We start from the raw sequence: 15,549 nt of genomic DNA, 5'->3' as shown, positions 1-15,549 counted from the left end.
CGCCCCCGGGCACGACCTGTCCATTCCACGACCGCCTCCACCCCCGAAAGGGCGCGAACGGCGTGGCCGAAGCCCAGTGTTCAGGCCGAAAGGATTGTCTGGCACCCCCCATCCACCACTCCAGACAAATCGCCCCAGCCGGGCCGTGCCGATCAGGGCCTGTCTCCCGCTCTGGACGGATGGCGCGATTGTCGCGGTCGGGCTCCAGCTCTCCGGTGACCCTCTGGGTGAGCCAGGCCAGGTGGCCGGGCTGCCGTCGTCATCTTGGGTAGTCGAGCGAAATAGCTGGTCAGCTGCTTGAAGGTCTGTCAGGGACGTCAGGCAAGTAGGTTGGCCATGGCTGTCGCGCGTGGGCCGCAGAAGCCGTGACGCGGTTCTCCGCGTGGGGCTCGATCCCGGGACGGCGCTGATGGCTTCGGGCCTGATATTCGCTGCGCCTGGGTGAGGCGTGTTCGTAGGATCCGTGCATGACGGACGAAGATGAGTGTGCCGTGCAAGCGGCCATCGATGGTGAGTTGCGGCTTCTCGATCCGGAGGTGCGCGCTTGTCCGGCCCTTGTCCGGGAGCTTCTGGATCCGGCGTTCACCGAGATCGGAGCCTCAGGACGCTGGTGGGACGCGGAGTCGATCCTCACTGTGATGGAGGGATCGGTGGCTCCGGAGTCGCCGGTCACGGTCAGCAAGATGTCAGGGGTCGTGCTGGCTCGGGGGATCGTTCACCTGACGTACTTTGCTGACAATCAGGGCCGCCGGGCATGGCGGAGCTCTCTATGGCGCCTGACGGAGACTGGCTGGCGCGTCTACTTTCATCAGGGCACTTTGGCTGGACTCCTTGAGCAGTGACTCCCTCAGGCCAGGAGGCCCAGGGTTTCGGGCGCTTCTATGACGGTCAACTGCCGCTCGGGGTCGGTTTCCTGGTGCGCGAACTGGCTGATCAGGTCGGTGAGGGCTTGCCGGTCCTGTCCGGGGAGGCGCTGCAGGAGTGCGATCACCGGCTCCAGGACCTCCATCGTGCCTCAGGCCTGATGACGTCGTCGTCGCTGAGATCAAGCCCAGATGATGATCTCCGTGAGCGCTTCGGCGAGGGTGCGTTCGAGTGTGGTCCTGGGCTCCTGGCCGGTCGTTGGAGGAGCAAGGCTTGAGACCTGTGGATCGGTCGGGAAGGGGTGTACCTTCCCGATGATCATGCGAGTTCTCAAGCATTGCTCCCCATCTTGGGCCAAGGTGTTCATCGGCCCAGCGTTGCTGCTCGGCGATGATGGCGGCGATCGGCATCGACGAGCATCGTGCGAGGTGCTCTGTCGATCTCTGTCTGCTGGTAGCCGCTGAGGTGAGGATGGTCAACGCGGGGTCGCAGTTGAAGTGGGCGACTTGCTCCATCTTCTCGGCCAGCCCGCTTCAGGGCTCGGGGCGCGCGGGTGAAGGTCCGGTTGGTCTTGTCCTCGGCGATCCCGACGATCAACGTGCCGGAGTCGATGGCGAACGAAACCATGTCCCGGGAAAAGGTCAGCGCACTGAGCGAGAACGACGTGGAGTTCGTACCCGGCGGGGTGCGACTGACGCTGATCAAGCGGGTCAGACGCCGTTCTCACCGCTCGTTCAAGGACAGCAGCCCCTGGGAGATAGCCGACGTGGTCGAAACCGAGGAGTTCAAGGATCGGCCCCGCTGAGAACCCAGTTGTCATCGTCCGGCGGTTGATGGCCGTCACCGAGGACGCGCGACGGCGAGGCGCCGATCGAGAGCGAAGGCTGTCTGCTCGTGCCTGTGTAGAGAACGACCTCACCTTGAGGTTCAGTGAGTACGTGGCCAGGGGAGAGGGAGGCAGTCGATCACGGCCGCTGAGTCTCCATCCACTCCCGTCGAGAAGCCCGCCGCCGTGCTCCTGATTTGCACTGGCCATATCCGGCTCCCTCCTGATGAGGGCCGATGATCGATCGGCGCGCTCGGTGGGCGTGCGCACCTCCAACTCGGTGCACAGCTGGGGCACCACGGAAGGCCATCCAGATCGTCCACAAGGTCAGCGTGCGGGATCGCCACCGTACGACTGAAGCAAAGGGCGCGAGGCCGGCCCTGCGATCAGTCGACCCGGGGCATGCGCAGGACCAGGCAGGTTCCCTGGCCGGGGTCTTCGATGGTCAGGGATCCTTGGTGGGCGCGGGCGATCTCGCGGCAGATGGGCAGGCCCAGGCCGGTGCCCCTGGGGTCGAGGGCGCGTGATTCCGGCAGCCGGGCGAAGCGCTCGAAGACGAGTTCGCGGTGTTCGGGGGCGATGCCTGTGCCGTCGTCGTAGACCACAAGGACTCCGGTGCCGTCCTCGGCCCGGACCGCGACCGTGACGCTGGTGGCGGCGTGGCGCTGGGCGTTGTTCAGCAGGTTGGTCAGCAGCCGGGAGATCAGCAGGGGCTCGCAGGTGACGACCACGCCCGGTCGCAGGTCGCTGTGTATCGGGACGCGGCCAGGTGCGCGGTGCTGCAGCTCGGTGCGGACGAGCTCGGCCAGATCGGTGCGCTGGTGCTGCGCCGGCCGGTCGGCGTCCAGGCGGGCCAGGGTGAGGATGTCCTCGGCGATCGCCTGCTGGCGCTCCACGTCGCCGAGCAGGTCTTTGGCCATGTTCGGCCAGTCCACCGCGCCGGGGTCCATCAACGCCTCCTCCAGACGCAGGCGGGCTCCGGTGATCGGGGAGCGCAGGTCGTGTGAGGCGTCGGCGGTGAAGCTCCGCTCGCGGCGCACGGCCGCCTCCAGCAACTCCAGGGTGCGGTTCACGATCGTGGCCAGGTAGCGGATCTCGTCCTGGTGCGCCGGGACGGGCACCCGGTGGGCGAAATCGGTCTCGGTGATCTCCGCGAGCTCAGCGGTCATGGCCTCCACAGGACGCAAGGAGCGGCCGACGAGGTACGTCGTGCCCAAAGCCACGACGGCCAGCCCGATCGCCACGGCCGCCACCAGCTGGGCCAGCCGCGCTTTGCTCCCGTACCACGGGGGGTCCGGCAGCGCACTGTAGGCGATCAGGTCCCCGCCCGCGGCGGGCACCCACATCGCCACGACGATCATGCACCGGCCGGGGAAGCCAGGCACGTCGCACAGTTGCCGGTCCATGGCCACGGGGCGGCGCGAGGGCACGAAGGTGGCCATCCGCGGCTGCCCTCGCACCTGCTCGGTCGCCGAGACCACCCGTCCGGCAGGATGCACCAGTTGGGTCGCGGCCACCCCTTCAACGTCGATGAGCGGCGGCGGAGCGCGGTGCGCGAAGCGATGCACCATCTCCAGGCTCGCCCCGTAGACGTGCCGGAGCCGTTGGTCCGTCTCGTCGCGGTGCTGGTGATCCAGGAACAGCCATGCCGCGATCACGGACAGGACCAGCGTCACCAGGGTGGTCAGCATCATCATCCGCGCCCGGATGGGCCACGACACACGCCGGATAGCAGCTGCCATGCGCGATGTGAAGTGTGCGGCCCGTCGAAACGGGTCGTTCATGGCGTTCCCATAGCCTCCTGCCCATCACGGACACCCTGCACAGCTGCCACCTCCTCCGGCGATCCTGGTCCACCCCATTCCTCGTGAACCTCCCCCTGACCAGCGGAAACAACACTGCAGGGGAGGGCAGTGCCTGCGTGGACGCTGCCACGAGGGGACGCCCTGTCAAAGGCCGGCGATCACGTGCGGACCGAAATCTAGTTGCCCACGGCACAGCGCTGCTCGATCACATGAGCAGGCTCAAGGTCGGTACGAACCGCTGGTAAAAGTGCTGTATTTGAAGCGCGATGTAGTTCCCGATCATCCTGCTGGTAAGGACACGGGCCAGCGCAAGAACGAGATCTACCGGGCGTTTCGGGAGGTCGGCCACAGCGTACGCACCGTCGCGTTGCTTCGCTTCCTGACCGACCCGGCGCTGCGGCGGCGCATCACCGCGGTCACCAACAAAGTCGAGGGGTTCAACTGCTTTTCTGGCTGGGCTGCGGTTCGGCAAGGACGGTGTCATCGCCGACAGCGACCCGGCCGAGCAGGAGAAGATGATCAGATTTAATTCCTTGCTGGCCAACTGCGTGATCTTCCATACCGCGCTGGACATGATGGCGGTGATGCGCCAGCTGCCGGCGGAGGGCTGAGATCAGCGCCGAGGACGCGCGCAGCTGTCGCCCTGCCTGACCGCGCACATCAGCCGGTTCGGCCTGTACGCGACCGACGTGCTGCGGCTGCGGCCCCGACGACTTCGACCCCGACCTGCCCGAGATCGACTTCACCACCCTGGCCGAGGCGGCGTAGGACTCCACAGCCCACCGGGGGGTACGGGGTACCGGGAGGCGGGGCGTGGCCTGGGCAGGCGGGATGGATTCGTCACTGGTGTGGCGCGGCTGGCGAGGCGAGCGGTGCCGGTGGTGACGCAACCCACGAAGCGGTGTCCAACGCGGCCGTCCTCCTGATCGGTGTGCGGTGGTGTTCGTGGGACCACGACTCCTGGCTCTTCGCCGGCAATCGGGCGTGTTGGTCAGGGACGGATGCCGAAGGGGCCGAGCAGGCCGGTGTCGATTCGCATGGACTCCAGCAGGCCGAAGGCGTTGTCCTTGGTGAACACGTCGGCGGCGGCCAGCGTGCCGAGGTAGGTGGCGATGACCGGGGCGGCGGCCTGCTGGGCGACCGCGTTCAGGTAGCCGGCGAAGATCGCCCACGCGTTGCCTGCCGGACCGTACTTGGCGAAGAAAGGTGCCGGGTCGAGGCTGGAGACCGTGTCACGGACGCTGGTCTGCAGGTCGGCCAGGTATCGCTGTTGCAGGTGTCCGTCGGCGCGGGTGCCGAGGCGGCCGAGGTGGCCGCCGACGAGGGTGCGCCACGGGTATCTCATAGTGGTGTCGTGGGCCCGCAGCCAGCCGGGGATGTCCTGGGAGACGGCGAGGTTCTTGAACGGCACCCAGCCGGGATAGAGCACGTCGACCACCATCAGGGTCTCCTGCTTGGGGGCGTAGACGAAGATGTTGTCGGGTGAGTGGTTGGGGCCGTGGTAGGCCAGTTCGAGACGCTCGCCGCCGACTCGCAGGACGTGGTGGTCGTCGAAGGTGAGTGTGGGCGCCGGCCGGTTCGGGTCGGCGTCCCGGCGCAGGAATCTCGCGGTCTCGGTATGTCCGATGCGGATGACGTCCTTGCCGAAGATCGAGGCGGCTCCGATGTGGTCGGCGTGCGAGTGGGAGTAGATGAGGTGCGTCACCTTCCGGGGGCGGCCGTTGGCCTGGGTGACCTCCTCGATGGCGCGCAGCAGGTTGTGCCCGATGGTGGGTGGCGCGTCGACGAGGACGACTCCCTGGCGTGTGCTCAGGAACATGGCCTGGTAGGAGGAGTCGGTGACCCAGTACAGGTCGCCGTCGATCCGGCCGACGAAGTAACCCTTGTCGTTGAGCGCCGGGCCCTTTGACGCCTCGGGGATGGGCGCGTAGTCGGGCAGGGCGCCGGATGCCGGCGCGTCGCCGATCCCGAGCAGGCCGGCGGCCAGCGGTAGCGCCGATGCGGCGGTCGCTCGGGTGAGGAAGGTTCGCCTGCTCGAGTGGGCGGTGGTGTGGACCATGAGGGTTGTCTCCATTCGGAAGGTGTGGCTGGCAGGCGAACGTAGGACGGGCGGAGCGGTGCGACGGGTCCGGTGGTGGGGGTGGTCAGCCGGTGTCCTGGCCAGTCAGGATCCGCTGGGTCCGCGGATGATGGTCTGGGGAGAGGCCGGAATCGCGGCAGGCGCGGGGATCGCGCCTGCCGTGTTCCGGACCGATCGGGTGGCGTGTGGGATCAGCGGGTGCTGCGGGCTGCCGCTGTGATGACAGCGGTGGTGGTGTCGGGCCGGGAGATCATGATCACGTGTGAGGCGGCCCTGACTTCGCTGGTGTGCGCGCCGGCGCGCTTGGCCATGAACCGCTGGGCTGCGGGCGGGATGGCCTGGTCGGCACCGGCGACGAGGTACCAGGAGGGGATGGTCTTCCAAGCGGGTGCTCCGCTCGGGGAGCCGAGCGCGGCCAGGGCGGCCGGGCGCTGGGTGGCGGCCATCAGGGCGGTGCCGTGGGCGGGCAGGTCGGCGGCGAAGGCGGCGTGGAATGCGGCGGGGTCGATGTAGGCGTCGGTTCCGGTGCCGCCGCCGGGCAGCGGGTACTGGCGGGTGATCAGGCTGGTGGGTAGCAGGCTGCCGGGGAACCGGCCGGTCAGGTCGAGCGCCGACTCGGCCTCCTCGGGGGCGAACGCGGCGATGAAGACCAGCGCTTTCACGTTGGGATGGCCGGTGGCGGCGTTGGAGATGACCGCTCCGCCGTAGGAGTGGCCGACCAGGATGACCGGTCCGTCGATGCTGGAGACGATGCTCGACAGGTAGGCCGAATCGCCTGCTAGGTCGCGCAGGGGGTTGGCGGGGGCGATCACCGGGTAGCCGGCCCCTTGGAGCCGGGCGACGACGGTGTTCCAGCTCGAGGCGTCGGCGAAGGCACCGTGGACCAGCACCACGGTGGGTCTGGCTGTATGCCGGCTCACCGCGGTGGAGGCGGCGGCCGACGAGGGAAGAGCCGTGATCAGAATGGCGAGCATGGCTAAGACGGCCAGCGTCACGGGCAGCAGGATCCGGATTCCCGGCCGGGAGAGCGGATAGGCCGGTGGGGGCACGTGCGCGGACATGGCGAATCTCCTTGGTAGAGGTGAAGTGTCAAGCGAGGCACCGAGGCACCGAGGCAGCGGGAGGCTCAAGACGTCGTCCGCCCGTCGGGCAGCGCAGGGCAGGGGCCGCGGCGCGAAGTGGCGTGGTGGGAGCGGTGCGCCTAGGCCACCGGCGGAGGCCCCGCCACGCGCAGGCGGTATGCCATGGCCGAGGCGACGGTGGCGTCGATGTCGAAGGAGGCCGGCACGTCGTTCACGTCGGAGATGGGCGAGCTGTTGGCGGCGAACCAGTCCTCGATGCCGGCGGGGCCGAAGGCGACGACCATGCGGGCGTCAGATGAGCGGACCAGGTAGCTGTGCGGGACACCGCGGGGACCGTGCGCGACGGCACCGGCGTGCAGGTCGTGGCGCTCGTCCCCGACGAAGAAGGTGATCTTACCGTCGAGCACGATCCAGATCTCGTCCTCTGCCTCGTGCACGTGCAGGGGCGGCGCGTGGCCCTTGGGGTCGGTGAACTCCATCACGCTCAGTGCGCCGCCGGTCGCCGTGCCCGGCACCAGGATCTGGGCCCGGCCGCCGAGGAACCAGAAGGGGGCCTGCGTCTCGTCGGCATGGGGTGGACGTTCCTTGCTCATGTGGCTGCTCCTGAATCGGTGTCGGGTCAGTTCTTCTTGAGGAAACGCAGGAGGGTGCGAGTGAGCTGTCCCGGCTGTTCCTCGAAGATCCAGTGACCGGAGTTCTCGATCACGATCCCGGTCACGTCTCTGGCGTACCGGCGGACTTGGGCAGGGACGGCGTCGCCGAGGCTGCCGCGGGCGCCGATGGCCAGCACGGGCATGGTGAGCTTCTTCCTGCTGTACGCCCTGTTGTCGGCGACGTCCTTGGGAAGGGCGCGGAACCATGCGAAACTCGCCCGCAGGTGAGCGTCATCGCGCAGGTGGCGGGCGTACTCGCGGACCTGTTTGTCGCTGACGCCGTTCTTCTTGACTTCGAGGGAGTCGACGAAGCGCTCCACCCACTGCTCTTCCCTGCCGTTCACCATGCGTTCGGGCAGGCCGTTGGTGAGGCTGAAGAAACCGAAGTTCCAGAAGCCCGGCCCCTCTGCGGTGAGGGAGGGGAAGTCGTAGAGGGTCTTGTCGGGGATGGGGGCCTCGCTGAGGACCAGCTTGGCGACGTCGCGGGGATGGGCGGCGGCGTAGGCGTAGGCGACCATCGTGCCGATGTCGTGTCCCACGAGTCTGATGTGCCGGTTGAGGCCGAGTCCGGTCAGCAACCCGTGCAGGTCGGCGGCGAGGGTCTTCTTGTCGTAGCCGCCGGCGGGTGCGTCGCTCTTGCCCGCTCCGCGAAGATCTGGCGCGATGACGGTGTAGTGCTTGGCGAGTTCGGGCAGGACTTCGCGCCAGGTGTACCAGGTTTGCGGGTATCCGTGCAGCAGGACCAGCGTCGGCCCGTGTCCGCCGCGCACGTAGTTGATCGCGACGTCGCCGGCCCGGACCTTCCTCTCGCGGAAGCCCGCCGGGATGCGCGGCTCAAGGCCTGTCTTCGACGGCGTCTCGGAGGCGATGGCTGTGACGGGCGCCGGTGCGGCCTGAGCGGAGACGGCAGGGGTGAGGGAGGTGAGCATGCCGATCACCGCGATCGGGATGACGACGCCGTGACGTCGCAGGCGGTTCGCCGGGAGCCCCGGCATCGCTGTGTTCATGGCGCAAACCGTAGAAACCGGCTCGCTTTCCGGGCGAGCGTCACTTGACTGCGTCACCGAGCGCTACATGACTGCAGGCCGGGTTCGGCACGCTCAACGCTCTGGGCGGACCCATGCCGTCCGGTCCGCGATCGACCAGGCCGGAAGCCGTCAGTGGCGGGCCTCACCAGAAGAGCGATGACTTAAGGTCGCTGCCGCCGATCTTCGCCGTAAGCTTTAGGTGATCGCCATCAGATCGCGGAGAAGGAGCACCCGATCGCCCCTCCACCCGGCTTCGCGGAGGTGCTGCGTCGCCATAGACACGCGGCACGTCTGACGCTGGAGCGGCTCGCCGAGGCCTCGGGGGTCAGCGCCCGGACTCTGTCGGACATGGAACGCGGGCGCAGCAGGGGTCCCCAGCACCGGACCGTCACCGCGCTGGCCGACGCCCTCGGCCTGGCCGACGCTGATCGCGAACAGCTCGTCGAGCTCGCGCGCGAGGGTCGCCTGCGCGACCACTGGACCCGTCCGACCGGGCTGTGCGAGCTGCCGCGCTCCGTCGACGACTTCACCGGCAGAGCCGCCGAACTGGCCTGGATGAACGAGCTGGTGCAGGCCGGGGACATGCCGGGCACCGCGGGCGTGGGACTCATCACCGGCTCTGCCGGGCTGGGCAAGACCACGTTGACCGTCCGCGCCGCCCATGCCTTGCGGCCCGGCTTTCCCGACGGGGTGTTCTTCCTCGACCTGTTCGGCATGTCTGCGCAGCCTTTGCCCGTCGACGAGGCCCTGGGCATGTTGCTTCGCGCACTTGGCAGCGCGGATCAGCAGATCCCGGGCGATGCCGCCGGGCGGGCGTCCTTGTACCGGTCGCTGCTACGCGACCGGCGCGTGCTGATCGTGCTCGACAACGCCGCCTCCGAGGAGCAGGTGCGGCCGCTGCTGCCTGGTGGAGGCGCGGGCAAGGCCCTGGTGACCAGCCGCCGCCTGCTGGCTGGTCTGGAAGGAGTGCGCAGACTCGTCCTCGGACCTTTGCCTTCGCTGGAGGCCACCGAACTGCTGGCCGGAATCCTGAAGGACCGCGGCGGCTCGGACAGCAACTCGGACGGCGGATCAGCCCTCTGGCAGCTCGCGCAGCTATGTGGCGGTCTGCCGCTCGCGCTCCGGATCGCCGGAAATCGGCTCGCCAGCCGGCCCGGCTGGAGCGCCACCGACCTCGCCGCCCGGCTGACGAACGAGGAACGCCGCCTGGACCAGCTCAGCGCCGGCGATCTCAAGATCGCCACCGCGTTCGGGTTGTCCTACGATCAGCTGGCCCACTCGACGCGGCGAGTCTTCCGCCGGCTCGCCCTGCTGCCGGGCCGGGACTTCGACGCCGCTCTGGCCGCCGTGGCGGGCGGCACACCGGTCGAGGGGGCATGGGACGCCCTCGACGAGCTCGTCGACCTCGGCCTGCTGCAGGACAGCACGTCGGGCCGCTACCGCTTCCACGACCTGGTCCGGCTGTTCGCCCGCGACCGGCTCCGAGAGGAGGAAGCCGCGGCCGAGCGCGACGCGCTCATCGTGACGATGACATCGTGGTTGCTGCGGATGGCCACCACCGCCGGGCGCTGGTTCGAGCCTGGATACGGCCGCCCCGATCGGCCCGATCCCGACCTCACTGATCTGTCCTCCTCAGAGGAGGCCGATCATTGGCTGCGCGTGAACGTGGACAACTGGCTGGGCGCGTTACGTCAGGGGGCGAACATCGGCCGGTACGCCGCCGTGCTCGACTGCGCCGAGTCGATGAACAGGTTCTCCGACCGGTGGATGCACGCGCCGCACTGGCACGAGGTCTTTACCTGCGGCGCCGAGGCCGCCGCCGCCCTGGGTGATGCGGCCCGGCAGGCCATGCAACTGAACCAGCTGGCCTGGGTCCACCTGGTGTCGAGAGATGACCCGGAGACCACCCTGCGCTATGCGGCGCAGGCGATGGACCTGGCCACTCGCAGTGGCGCCACAGCGCAGATCGCCCAAGCCCACCACCAGGCGGGGGGCGCGCTCCGCCGGCTCGGGCGGCTCGATGAGGCCATCGCGTCGGAGATGCAGGCGGCTGAGATGTCCAAGGCCGATGGCAACATGGATCGGTACTGCGACTGTCTCGGCGCCCTCGGCACCTGCCTTCGCGATGCCGGTCGCCACACCGAGGCACTGGAGCAGTACCTCGAACTGCTGGCCCTGGTGAACGACGACCGGTCGGGGATGACACTGAGCGTCGTGGCGTTCATCCGGCCGATCGCGCTGGCCCGCGTCGGTGAATGCCTGGGGCTGCTCGGCCGACGGGCCGAAGCGATCACCAAGCTGACCGAGGCGATCGACCTCATGGAGCAGGTCCATCTGGCCGTCCCGCAGGCCCGCTCTCTGGAGACACTGGCGGCGGTCCTGTCCGAGGAGAACCGGATCGGCGAGAGCCGCCATGCCTACGCACGGGCGGCCGAGGTGTACGAGGCCATCGGCAACGCCGCGGCGAGCGGCCGCTGCCGTGACCTGGCGGCCGCCGCGCCCTGAGCGTTTGCGCGCTACTTCTGCGTCCTGTTCTGCGTGGCCGGGGCACGTGCGCGCGACTTGGATGGAGAGCACCAGGACAGGCGCTCGGCCTGTCCGTCCAGTCAGGAGCGGCCATGACCGCCATCAAGAACATCGTGCTCGTGCACGGCGGCTTCGTGGACGGATCCGGCTGGCAGGGCGTCTATGACGAGCTGACCAGGGACGGACTCCGCGTGCACATCGTGCAGAACCCGACGCGGTCGCTGGCCGATGACGCCGCGGTGACCCGCCGGGTCCTGGACGGCCTCGACGGCCCCGCCGTGCTGGCCGGCCACTGCTATGGCGGCGTCGTCATCACCGAGGCCGGCATCCACCCGAACGTCGCGTCGCTGGTGTACATCGCCGCGTTCGTTCCCGACAAGGGCGAGTCGGTCAGCATCCTCATCGCCGGTTCGCCGGTGCCGTCCGCCCGCCCGCCTGTGGCGGGCTTCCTCCTTCTCGATCGCGACAAGTTCGCCGCCTCGTTCGCCGCCGACCTGCCCGACCAGGTGTCCGCGTTCATGGCCGACTCTCAACTCCCGTGGGGCGTGGACGCCCTCGGCGGGCCAGTCACCGAACCGGCCTGGCGGCACAAGCCGAGCTGGTACCTCGTCGCGGCCCAGGACCGGATGATCCCGCCGTCAGCCCAGCGCAGGATGGCCGAGCGCGCCGAAGCCACCGTCGTCGAGGTCATCGGCAGCCACGCCGTCCACGTCTCCCAGCCCGCCGCTGTCGCCGACCTCATTCGCGAGGCCGCCGCCTGACGACGTCCGCCTCCCGGGGAGGCCGGACCTGTTCTTCCCGCTGACCTGGGAAACCCTCACCGCGGCACAGGCCGCGACCGCCGCCTGCGAGCCGCCCAGGAACACACGCGCACCCGCAGAACTGAACGCATCAGTGAAAGGCCGGAATCCTCATGACCCGCGTTCCAGAAGAAGGCGCGATATCCGACCGCAGGAACACCGCCCCGGCAGACTCAGCCACCGGGCAACAGCGGCCTGATCAGAAACGATCTGTCAACAGACGTGGCAGCGGGTTCGCTGGACGGGACCCCTGGCCCAGGCCATCATCGCCATATATGCCAGCACACCAGCAAGTAATAGCGCTTTTCGGGCGAGAGCCTGAACAGCGGCGTCTCGGTGATTTTGTGGACGGCGTCCGCAGGGGCGGCGGGGCAATGCTGGTGCGCGGAGAGGCGGGAATCGGGAAGTCGGCCCTGCTGCTGGACACGGCGGGGATCGCCGCCGCGCATGGCATGCGGATCTTGCGGACGGTGGGTGTGGAATCAGAGACGCACATGCCCTTCGCCGGTCTGCATCAGGTGCTGCTTCCGCTTCGTAGCGAGATCAGGGAACTGCCCGCCCCGCAGCGCGGCGCGCTGGGAGCGGCGTTCGGGTTGACCGACGCCCGGGTGCCGGATCCGTTCCTCATCGCCCTGGCGGCGCTGAACCTCCTGGGCGAAGCCGCCGCCCGCTCGCCCGTCCTGCTCCTGGCCGAGGACGCCCACTGGCTGGACCGCGCCAGCGCCGATGTGCTCACGTTCGTCGCGCGGCGGCTGGACTCCGAACCGATCGTGCTGCTGGCCGCGATCCGCGACGGATTCCAGAGTCCCCTCGACGGGGCAGGGCTGCAGGAGTTGCTCCTCGATCGGCTCGACGACACCGCCGCGACCGCCTTGCTGGACGCCTACAGCCCCACTCTGACACCGGCGGTGCGCACCTGGTTGCTGCGGGAGGCCGCGGGAAACCCGTTGGCCCTGGTCGAGCTGCCGATCGCCGCGCAAACGCAGGACGGGAAAGGGCCTCTGCCGCCGGGGTGGCTCCCGCTGACCACCCGGCTGGAACAGACCTTCACCGCCCGCATGTCGGGGTTGGCGCCGGTCCTTCGGACCATGCTGCTGGTGGCCGCGCTCAACGACGGCACCGCCCTGTCCGAGACCCTCGACGCCACCGCGCTGATCACCGGCGTACCGGTCACGGCGGACGATCTGGCCCCCGCTGTCACCGTACGGCTGGTCGACGTGGACGAGGCCGGAGTGTCGTTCCGGCACCCGCTCATGCGCTCTGCGATCTACCAGGGCGCGAGCATCTCCCAGAGGCACGCGGTGCACGCCGCGTTGGCCGACGTCCTGACCGGCCGGCCGGACCGTCGCCTCTGGCACCGCGCGGCATCCACCCCGAGGCCGGATGAGAGCATCGCCGCCGAGCTGGAGGCCGCGGCCAAAAGCGCGCGACGCCGGGGCGACCTATTGTCGGCCGTCGCGGCGCTGGAGCACGCGGTCAGGCTCAGCGCGAACCCCGCTCACCGGTGTGAACGGCTGGTGCGGGCCGCCGAGTACGCGGCCGAGATGGGGCGGCGCGACATCGTCGAGCGGCTGCTTGCCGAAGGCGAGCAGGTGCAGCTGTCGGCCCAGCAGCGGGCCCGTATCGTGTGGATCCGCGAGAGCTTCGAGGACGGCATCCGTGACGACAGCGCGGCAGCGCACTCACTGGCCGACCTCGCCGAGACGATGGCGGCACAGGGGGACGTCGATCTCGCGCTGAAGCTCCTGTCCAGTGCGTCCTTGCGATGTTTCTGGGCTCATGCCGACCACCGGTCGCGGCAACGGGTCGTCACCGTGGCCGAGAGCCTGCCCGTCGACGACCTGGACGGACGGCTGCTGACGGTCCTGGCGTTCGCGGCTCCGATCGAGCGTGGCAAGGTCGTGATCGAGCGATTACGCCATCTGGCCGCCCACCCGACCGGCGACCGGCTGGCGGCCCGCCTGCTCGGCAGCTCGGCGTTGATGGTGGGGGCCTTCGACCTGTCGGAGGAATTCTGCGCCGCGTCGCTGCCGGCCCTGCGCGCGCAGGGCCGGCTCAGCCTCCTGGCACGAGACCTCGGGGCACAGGCATGGAGCGCGGCCCGGCTGGCCGACCTGAGCGTAGCCATCCCCGCGGCCGAGGAGGCCGCCCGGCTGGCGCACGAGACGTCCCAGCCGCTGATGCACGCCATCGCTCAGGCCTCGGGCGCGGTGCTCGCCGCGCTACGCGGCGAGCAGGATCGCGTGGAGAGCCTCGCGGCGTCGGCCGAGCAGCTGGCCCTGCCCGTCGGAGCCCGTCCCGTGCTGGCCACGGTGCAGCTCGCGCGCGGGCTCGCCGCACTCGGCGAGGGACGTTACGCCGATGCCTTCGACCATCTGCGACGCATGCACGACCCCGCCGATCCGGCCTTCCACCTGGCGCTGCGCTGCTTCTCCCTGGCCGAACTCGCAGATGCCGCGGTGCACTGCGGTCAAGGCCATGCGGTGGCCGGCATCATCGCGGAGCTGGAGGCGGTGGCGCTCACCACGCCGTCACCGCCCTTGCACGCCGACCTGCGCTACGCCCGGGCCGTCCTGGCCGATGAGGCCGCGGCGGAGCCCTTCTTCGATGCGGCGCTCGGGGCCGACCTGCGGCGATGGCCCTTCGTACGGGCTCGGGTGCAGCTGGCGTACGGTGAATGGCTGCGGCGCCGGCGGCGTACGGCCGAGTCGCGGGCACCCTTGCGCATGGCTCGCGAGACGTTCGACGCCCTGGGGGTGATCCCCTGGAGCGAGCGAGCGCGACAGGAGTTGCGGGCCTCCGGCGAGAGCAGCCGCAGCCGCAGCAGCGAAGCGCGCGACGTGCTGACCGCACAGGAACTCCAGATCGCCCAGATGGCGGCCGACGGCCTGACGAACCGGGAGATCGGCGAGAAGCTCTATCTGTCGCATCGAACCGTCAGCTCCCACCTCTACAGGATTTTCCCCAAGCTGGGGATCACCTCGCGATCGGCGTTGAGCTCGGCCTTGCGCGTATCAGTCTGACCGCACCGCTCGGCTCGGGTGACGCTCGGTGACACAGTCATGTGACGCTCGCGAAGCGCGCAGGGGGCTTTCTACGGTGAGCCCATGACAGCAGAGAGATCCTTCAAGAACGGCAGCACGCCGACCGTCGTCCTGGTCCACGGCGCCTTCGCAGACGCGTCGAGCTGGTCGGGCGTGATCGCCGAACTCCAGGCTTTCGGGATCCCGGTGACCGCGGTGGCCAACCCGCTGCGGGGGCTGGCCACTGACGCCGCCTACCTCGCCGGCGTGGTCGCCGCGATCGACGGTCCGGTCCTGCTGGTGGGTCACTCCTACGGCGGTGCGGTCATCACCTGGGCCGGAGCCGAGGCGGGCAACGTGGTCGGGCTGGTCTACGTGACCGCTTTCGCCCTGGACGCAGGGGAGAGCGTGCTGGACGTCACGGGCCGCTTCCCCGGCAGCCTGCTGGGCCCGGCCCTGCGACCGTCCGTCTTCCGCACAGGCGACGGTGAGGAGGCCGTGGAGCTGTACCTCAGGGACGACCAGTTCCCCACGGTGTTCGCCGCCGACCTGCCCAAGCGCCTTACCTCGGTGGCGGTCGCCGCGCAACGCCCCATCGCGGCCGCGGCGTTCGAGGACAGCTCTCCCGACGCGAGCTGGAAGACCCTGCCGTCCTGGTACGTCGTGGCGACCGCCGACCAGGCGATCCATCCCGACGCCCAGCGTTTCATGGCCAAGCGCGCCGGGGCCGACACCATCGAGGTCGACGCCTCACACGCGATCGCGCTGTCGCAACCGGCAGCCGTGGCCGGCCACATCCGCACCGCCGCGACCGCGACCCAGGCGGTCAAGCACACCCATCCGTCTGCCTGAGGAGCAACGC

At 69.3% G+C, this 15,549-nt stretch carries 12 protein-coding genes and 1 pseudogene; 7 read left to right on the top strand and 6 right to left on the bottom strand.

All coding sequences use genetic code 11. From position 1 onward, the window contains the following. Positions 1-467 precede the first annotated feature (467 nt). The gene (locus OIE67_RS20290; RefSeq protein ID WP_326642592.1) at positions 468-842 is read left to right on the top strand and encodes a nuclear transport factor 2 family protein; all 375 of its coding nucleotides are present in this window, start codon (positions 468-470) and stop codon (positions 840-842) included. A 5-nt stretch (positions 843-847) separates the two neighbouring features. Here the strand turns inward: OIE67_RS20290 and OIE67_RS20285 are convergent, their stop codons facing one another. After that, a complete protein-coding gene (locus OIE67_RS20285; RefSeq protein ID WP_326642590.1) occupies positions 848-1,009 on the bottom strand; it encodes a hypothetical protein in 162 nt (53 codons plus the stop codon). Positions 1,010-1,435: 426 nt separating this feature from the next. On the opposite strand from OIE67_RS20285, the gene OIE67_RS20280 reads away from it, so the two are divergent. Then, a complete protein-coding gene (locus OIE67_RS20280; protein ID WP_326642589.1) occupies positions 1,436-1,669 on the top strand; it encodes a hypothetical protein in 234 nt (77 codons plus the stop codon). A 407-nt stretch (positions 1,670-2,076) separates the two neighbouring features. Here OIE67_RS20280 and OIE67_RS20275 read toward each other — a convergent pair whose 3' ends face one another. After that, positions 2,077-3,411: a sensor histidine kinase gene (locus OIE67_RS20275; RefSeq protein ID WP_326642587.1), complete on the bottom strand. Its 1,335-nt coding sequence runs from the start codon at positions 3,409-3,411 to the stop codon at positions 2,077-2,079. A 382-nt stretch (positions 3,412-3,793) separates the two neighbouring features. On the opposite strand from OIE67_RS20275, the pseudogene OIE67_RS55765 reads away from it, so the two are divergent. Further along, positions 3,794-4,263, top strand: a pseudogene (locus OIE67_RS55765) (Tn3 family transposase); the annotation flags it as partial. A gap of 223 nt (positions 4,264-4,486) precedes the next feature. On the opposite strand, the gene OIE67_RS20260 reads toward OIE67_RS55765, so the two are convergent. The 4 genes from OIE67_RS20260 to OIE67_RS20245 form a co-directional block, all read right to left on the bottom strand. Beyond that, the gene (locus tag OIE67_RS20260) at positions 4,487-5,554 is read right to left on the bottom strand and encodes an MBL fold metallo-hydrolase (protein WP_326642581.1); all 1,068 of its coding nucleotides are present in this window, start codon (positions 5,552-5,554) and stop codon (positions 4,487-4,489) included. A gap of 212 nt (positions 5,555-5,766) precedes the next feature. Next, positions 5,767-6,636: an alpha/beta fold hydrolase gene (locus tag OIE67_RS20255; protein ID WP_326642578.1), complete on the bottom strand. Its 870-nt coding sequence runs from the start codon at positions 6,634-6,636 to the stop codon at positions 5,767-5,769. A 140-nt stretch (positions 6,637-6,776) separates the two neighbouring features. After that, the gene (locus OIE67_RS20250) at positions 6,777-7,250 is read right to left on the bottom strand and encodes a cupin domain-containing protein (RefSeq protein WP_326642576.1); all 474 of its coding nucleotides are present in this window, start codon (positions 7,248-7,250) and stop codon (positions 6,777-6,779) included. 26 nt (positions 7,251-7,276) lie between these two features. Continuing rightward, on the bottom strand, positions 7,277-8,317 hold the full coding sequence (locus OIE67_RS20245; protein ID WP_326642574.1) for an alpha/beta fold hydrolase: 1,041 nt from the start codon (positions 8,315-8,317) through the stop codon (positions 7,277-7,279). Between the two features lie 282 nt (positions 8,318-8,599). Here OIE67_RS20245 and OIE67_RS20240 point away from each other — a divergent pair, with 282 nt between their 5' ends. The 4 genes from OIE67_RS20240 to OIE67_RS20225 all read left to right on the top strand — a co-directional run bounded on the left by OIE67_RS20240 (position 8,600) and on the right by OIE67_RS20225 (position 15,539). Then, entirely contained in the window at positions 8,600-10,843 is a 2,244-nt protein-coding gene (locus OIE67_RS20240) for a helix-turn-helix domain-containing protein (RefSeq protein WP_326642572.1), read from the top strand. Between the two features lie 113 nt (positions 10,844-10,956). Beyond that, complete coding sequence (locus OIE67_RS20235; RefSeq protein ID WP_326642570.1) at positions 10,957-11,625, top strand: alpha/beta fold hydrolase; 669 nt, start codon at positions 10,957-10,959, stop codon at positions 11,623-11,625. Between the two features lie 314 nt (positions 11,626-11,939). Continuing rightward, positions 11,940-14,687, top strand: coding sequence for a helix-turn-helix transcriptional regulator (locus OIE67_RS20230; RefSeq protein ID WP_326642568.1), 2,748 nt, complete (start codon positions 11,940-11,942; stop codon positions 14,685-14,687). An 84-nt stretch (positions 14,688-14,771) separates the two neighbouring features. Continuing rightward, entirely contained in the window at positions 14,772-15,539 is a 768-nt protein-coding gene (locus OIE67_RS20225) for an alpha/beta fold hydrolase (protein ID WP_326642566.1), read from the top strand. The last annotated feature ends 10 nt before the right edge of the window (positions 15,540-15,549 follow it).

The organism is Nonomuraea fuscirosea (assembly GCF_035917475.1).
In the GTDB taxonomy this organism is placed as follows: domain Bacteria; phylum Actinomycetota; class Actinomycetes; order Streptosporangiales; family Streptosporangiaceae; genus Nonomuraea; species Nonomuraea fuscirosea.
Note: the sequence above shows the minus strand (reverse complement) of the source record. Positions and strands in the feature narration are given on the sequence as shown.

Bases quoted from the DNA above. Each gene is read 5' to 3' on its own strand.
- OIE67_RS20290 (WP_326642592.1), top strand. From the start codon at position 468: ATGACGGACGAAGATGAGTGTGCCGTGCAAGCGGCCATCGATGGTGAG.
- OIE67_RS20285 (WP_326642590.1), bottom strand. From the start codon at position 1,009: ATGGAGGTCCTGGAGCCGGTGATCGCACTCCTGCAGCGCCTCCCCGGA.
- OIE67_RS20260 (WP_326642581.1), bottom strand. From the start codon at position 5,554: ATGGTCCACACCACCGCCCACTCGAGCAGGCGAACCTTCCTCACCCGA.
- OIE67_RS20255 (WP_326642578.1), bottom strand. From the start codon at position 6,636: ATGTCCGCGCACGTGCCCCCACCGGCCTATCCGCTCTCCCGGCCGGGA.
- OIE67_RS20250 (WP_326642576.1), bottom strand. From the start codon at position 7,250: ATGAGCAAGGAACGTCCACCCCATGCCGACGAGACGCAGGCCCCCTTC.
- OIE67_RS20245 (WP_326642574.1), bottom strand. From the start codon at position 8,317: ATGAACACAGCGATGCCGGGGCTCCCGGCGAACCGCCTGCGACGTCAC.
- OIE67_RS20235 (WP_326642570.1), top strand. From the start codon at position 10,957: ATGACCGCCATCAAGAACATCGTGCTCGTGCACGGCGGCTTCGTGGAC.
- OIE67_RS20230 (WP_326642568.1), top strand. From the start codon at position 11,940: ATGCCAGCACACCAGCAAGTAATAGCGCTTTTCGGGCGAGAGCCTGAA.
- OIE67_RS20225 (WP_326642566.1), top strand. From the start codon at position 14,772: ATGACAGCAGAGAGATCCTTCAAGAACGGCAGCACGCCGACCGTCGTC.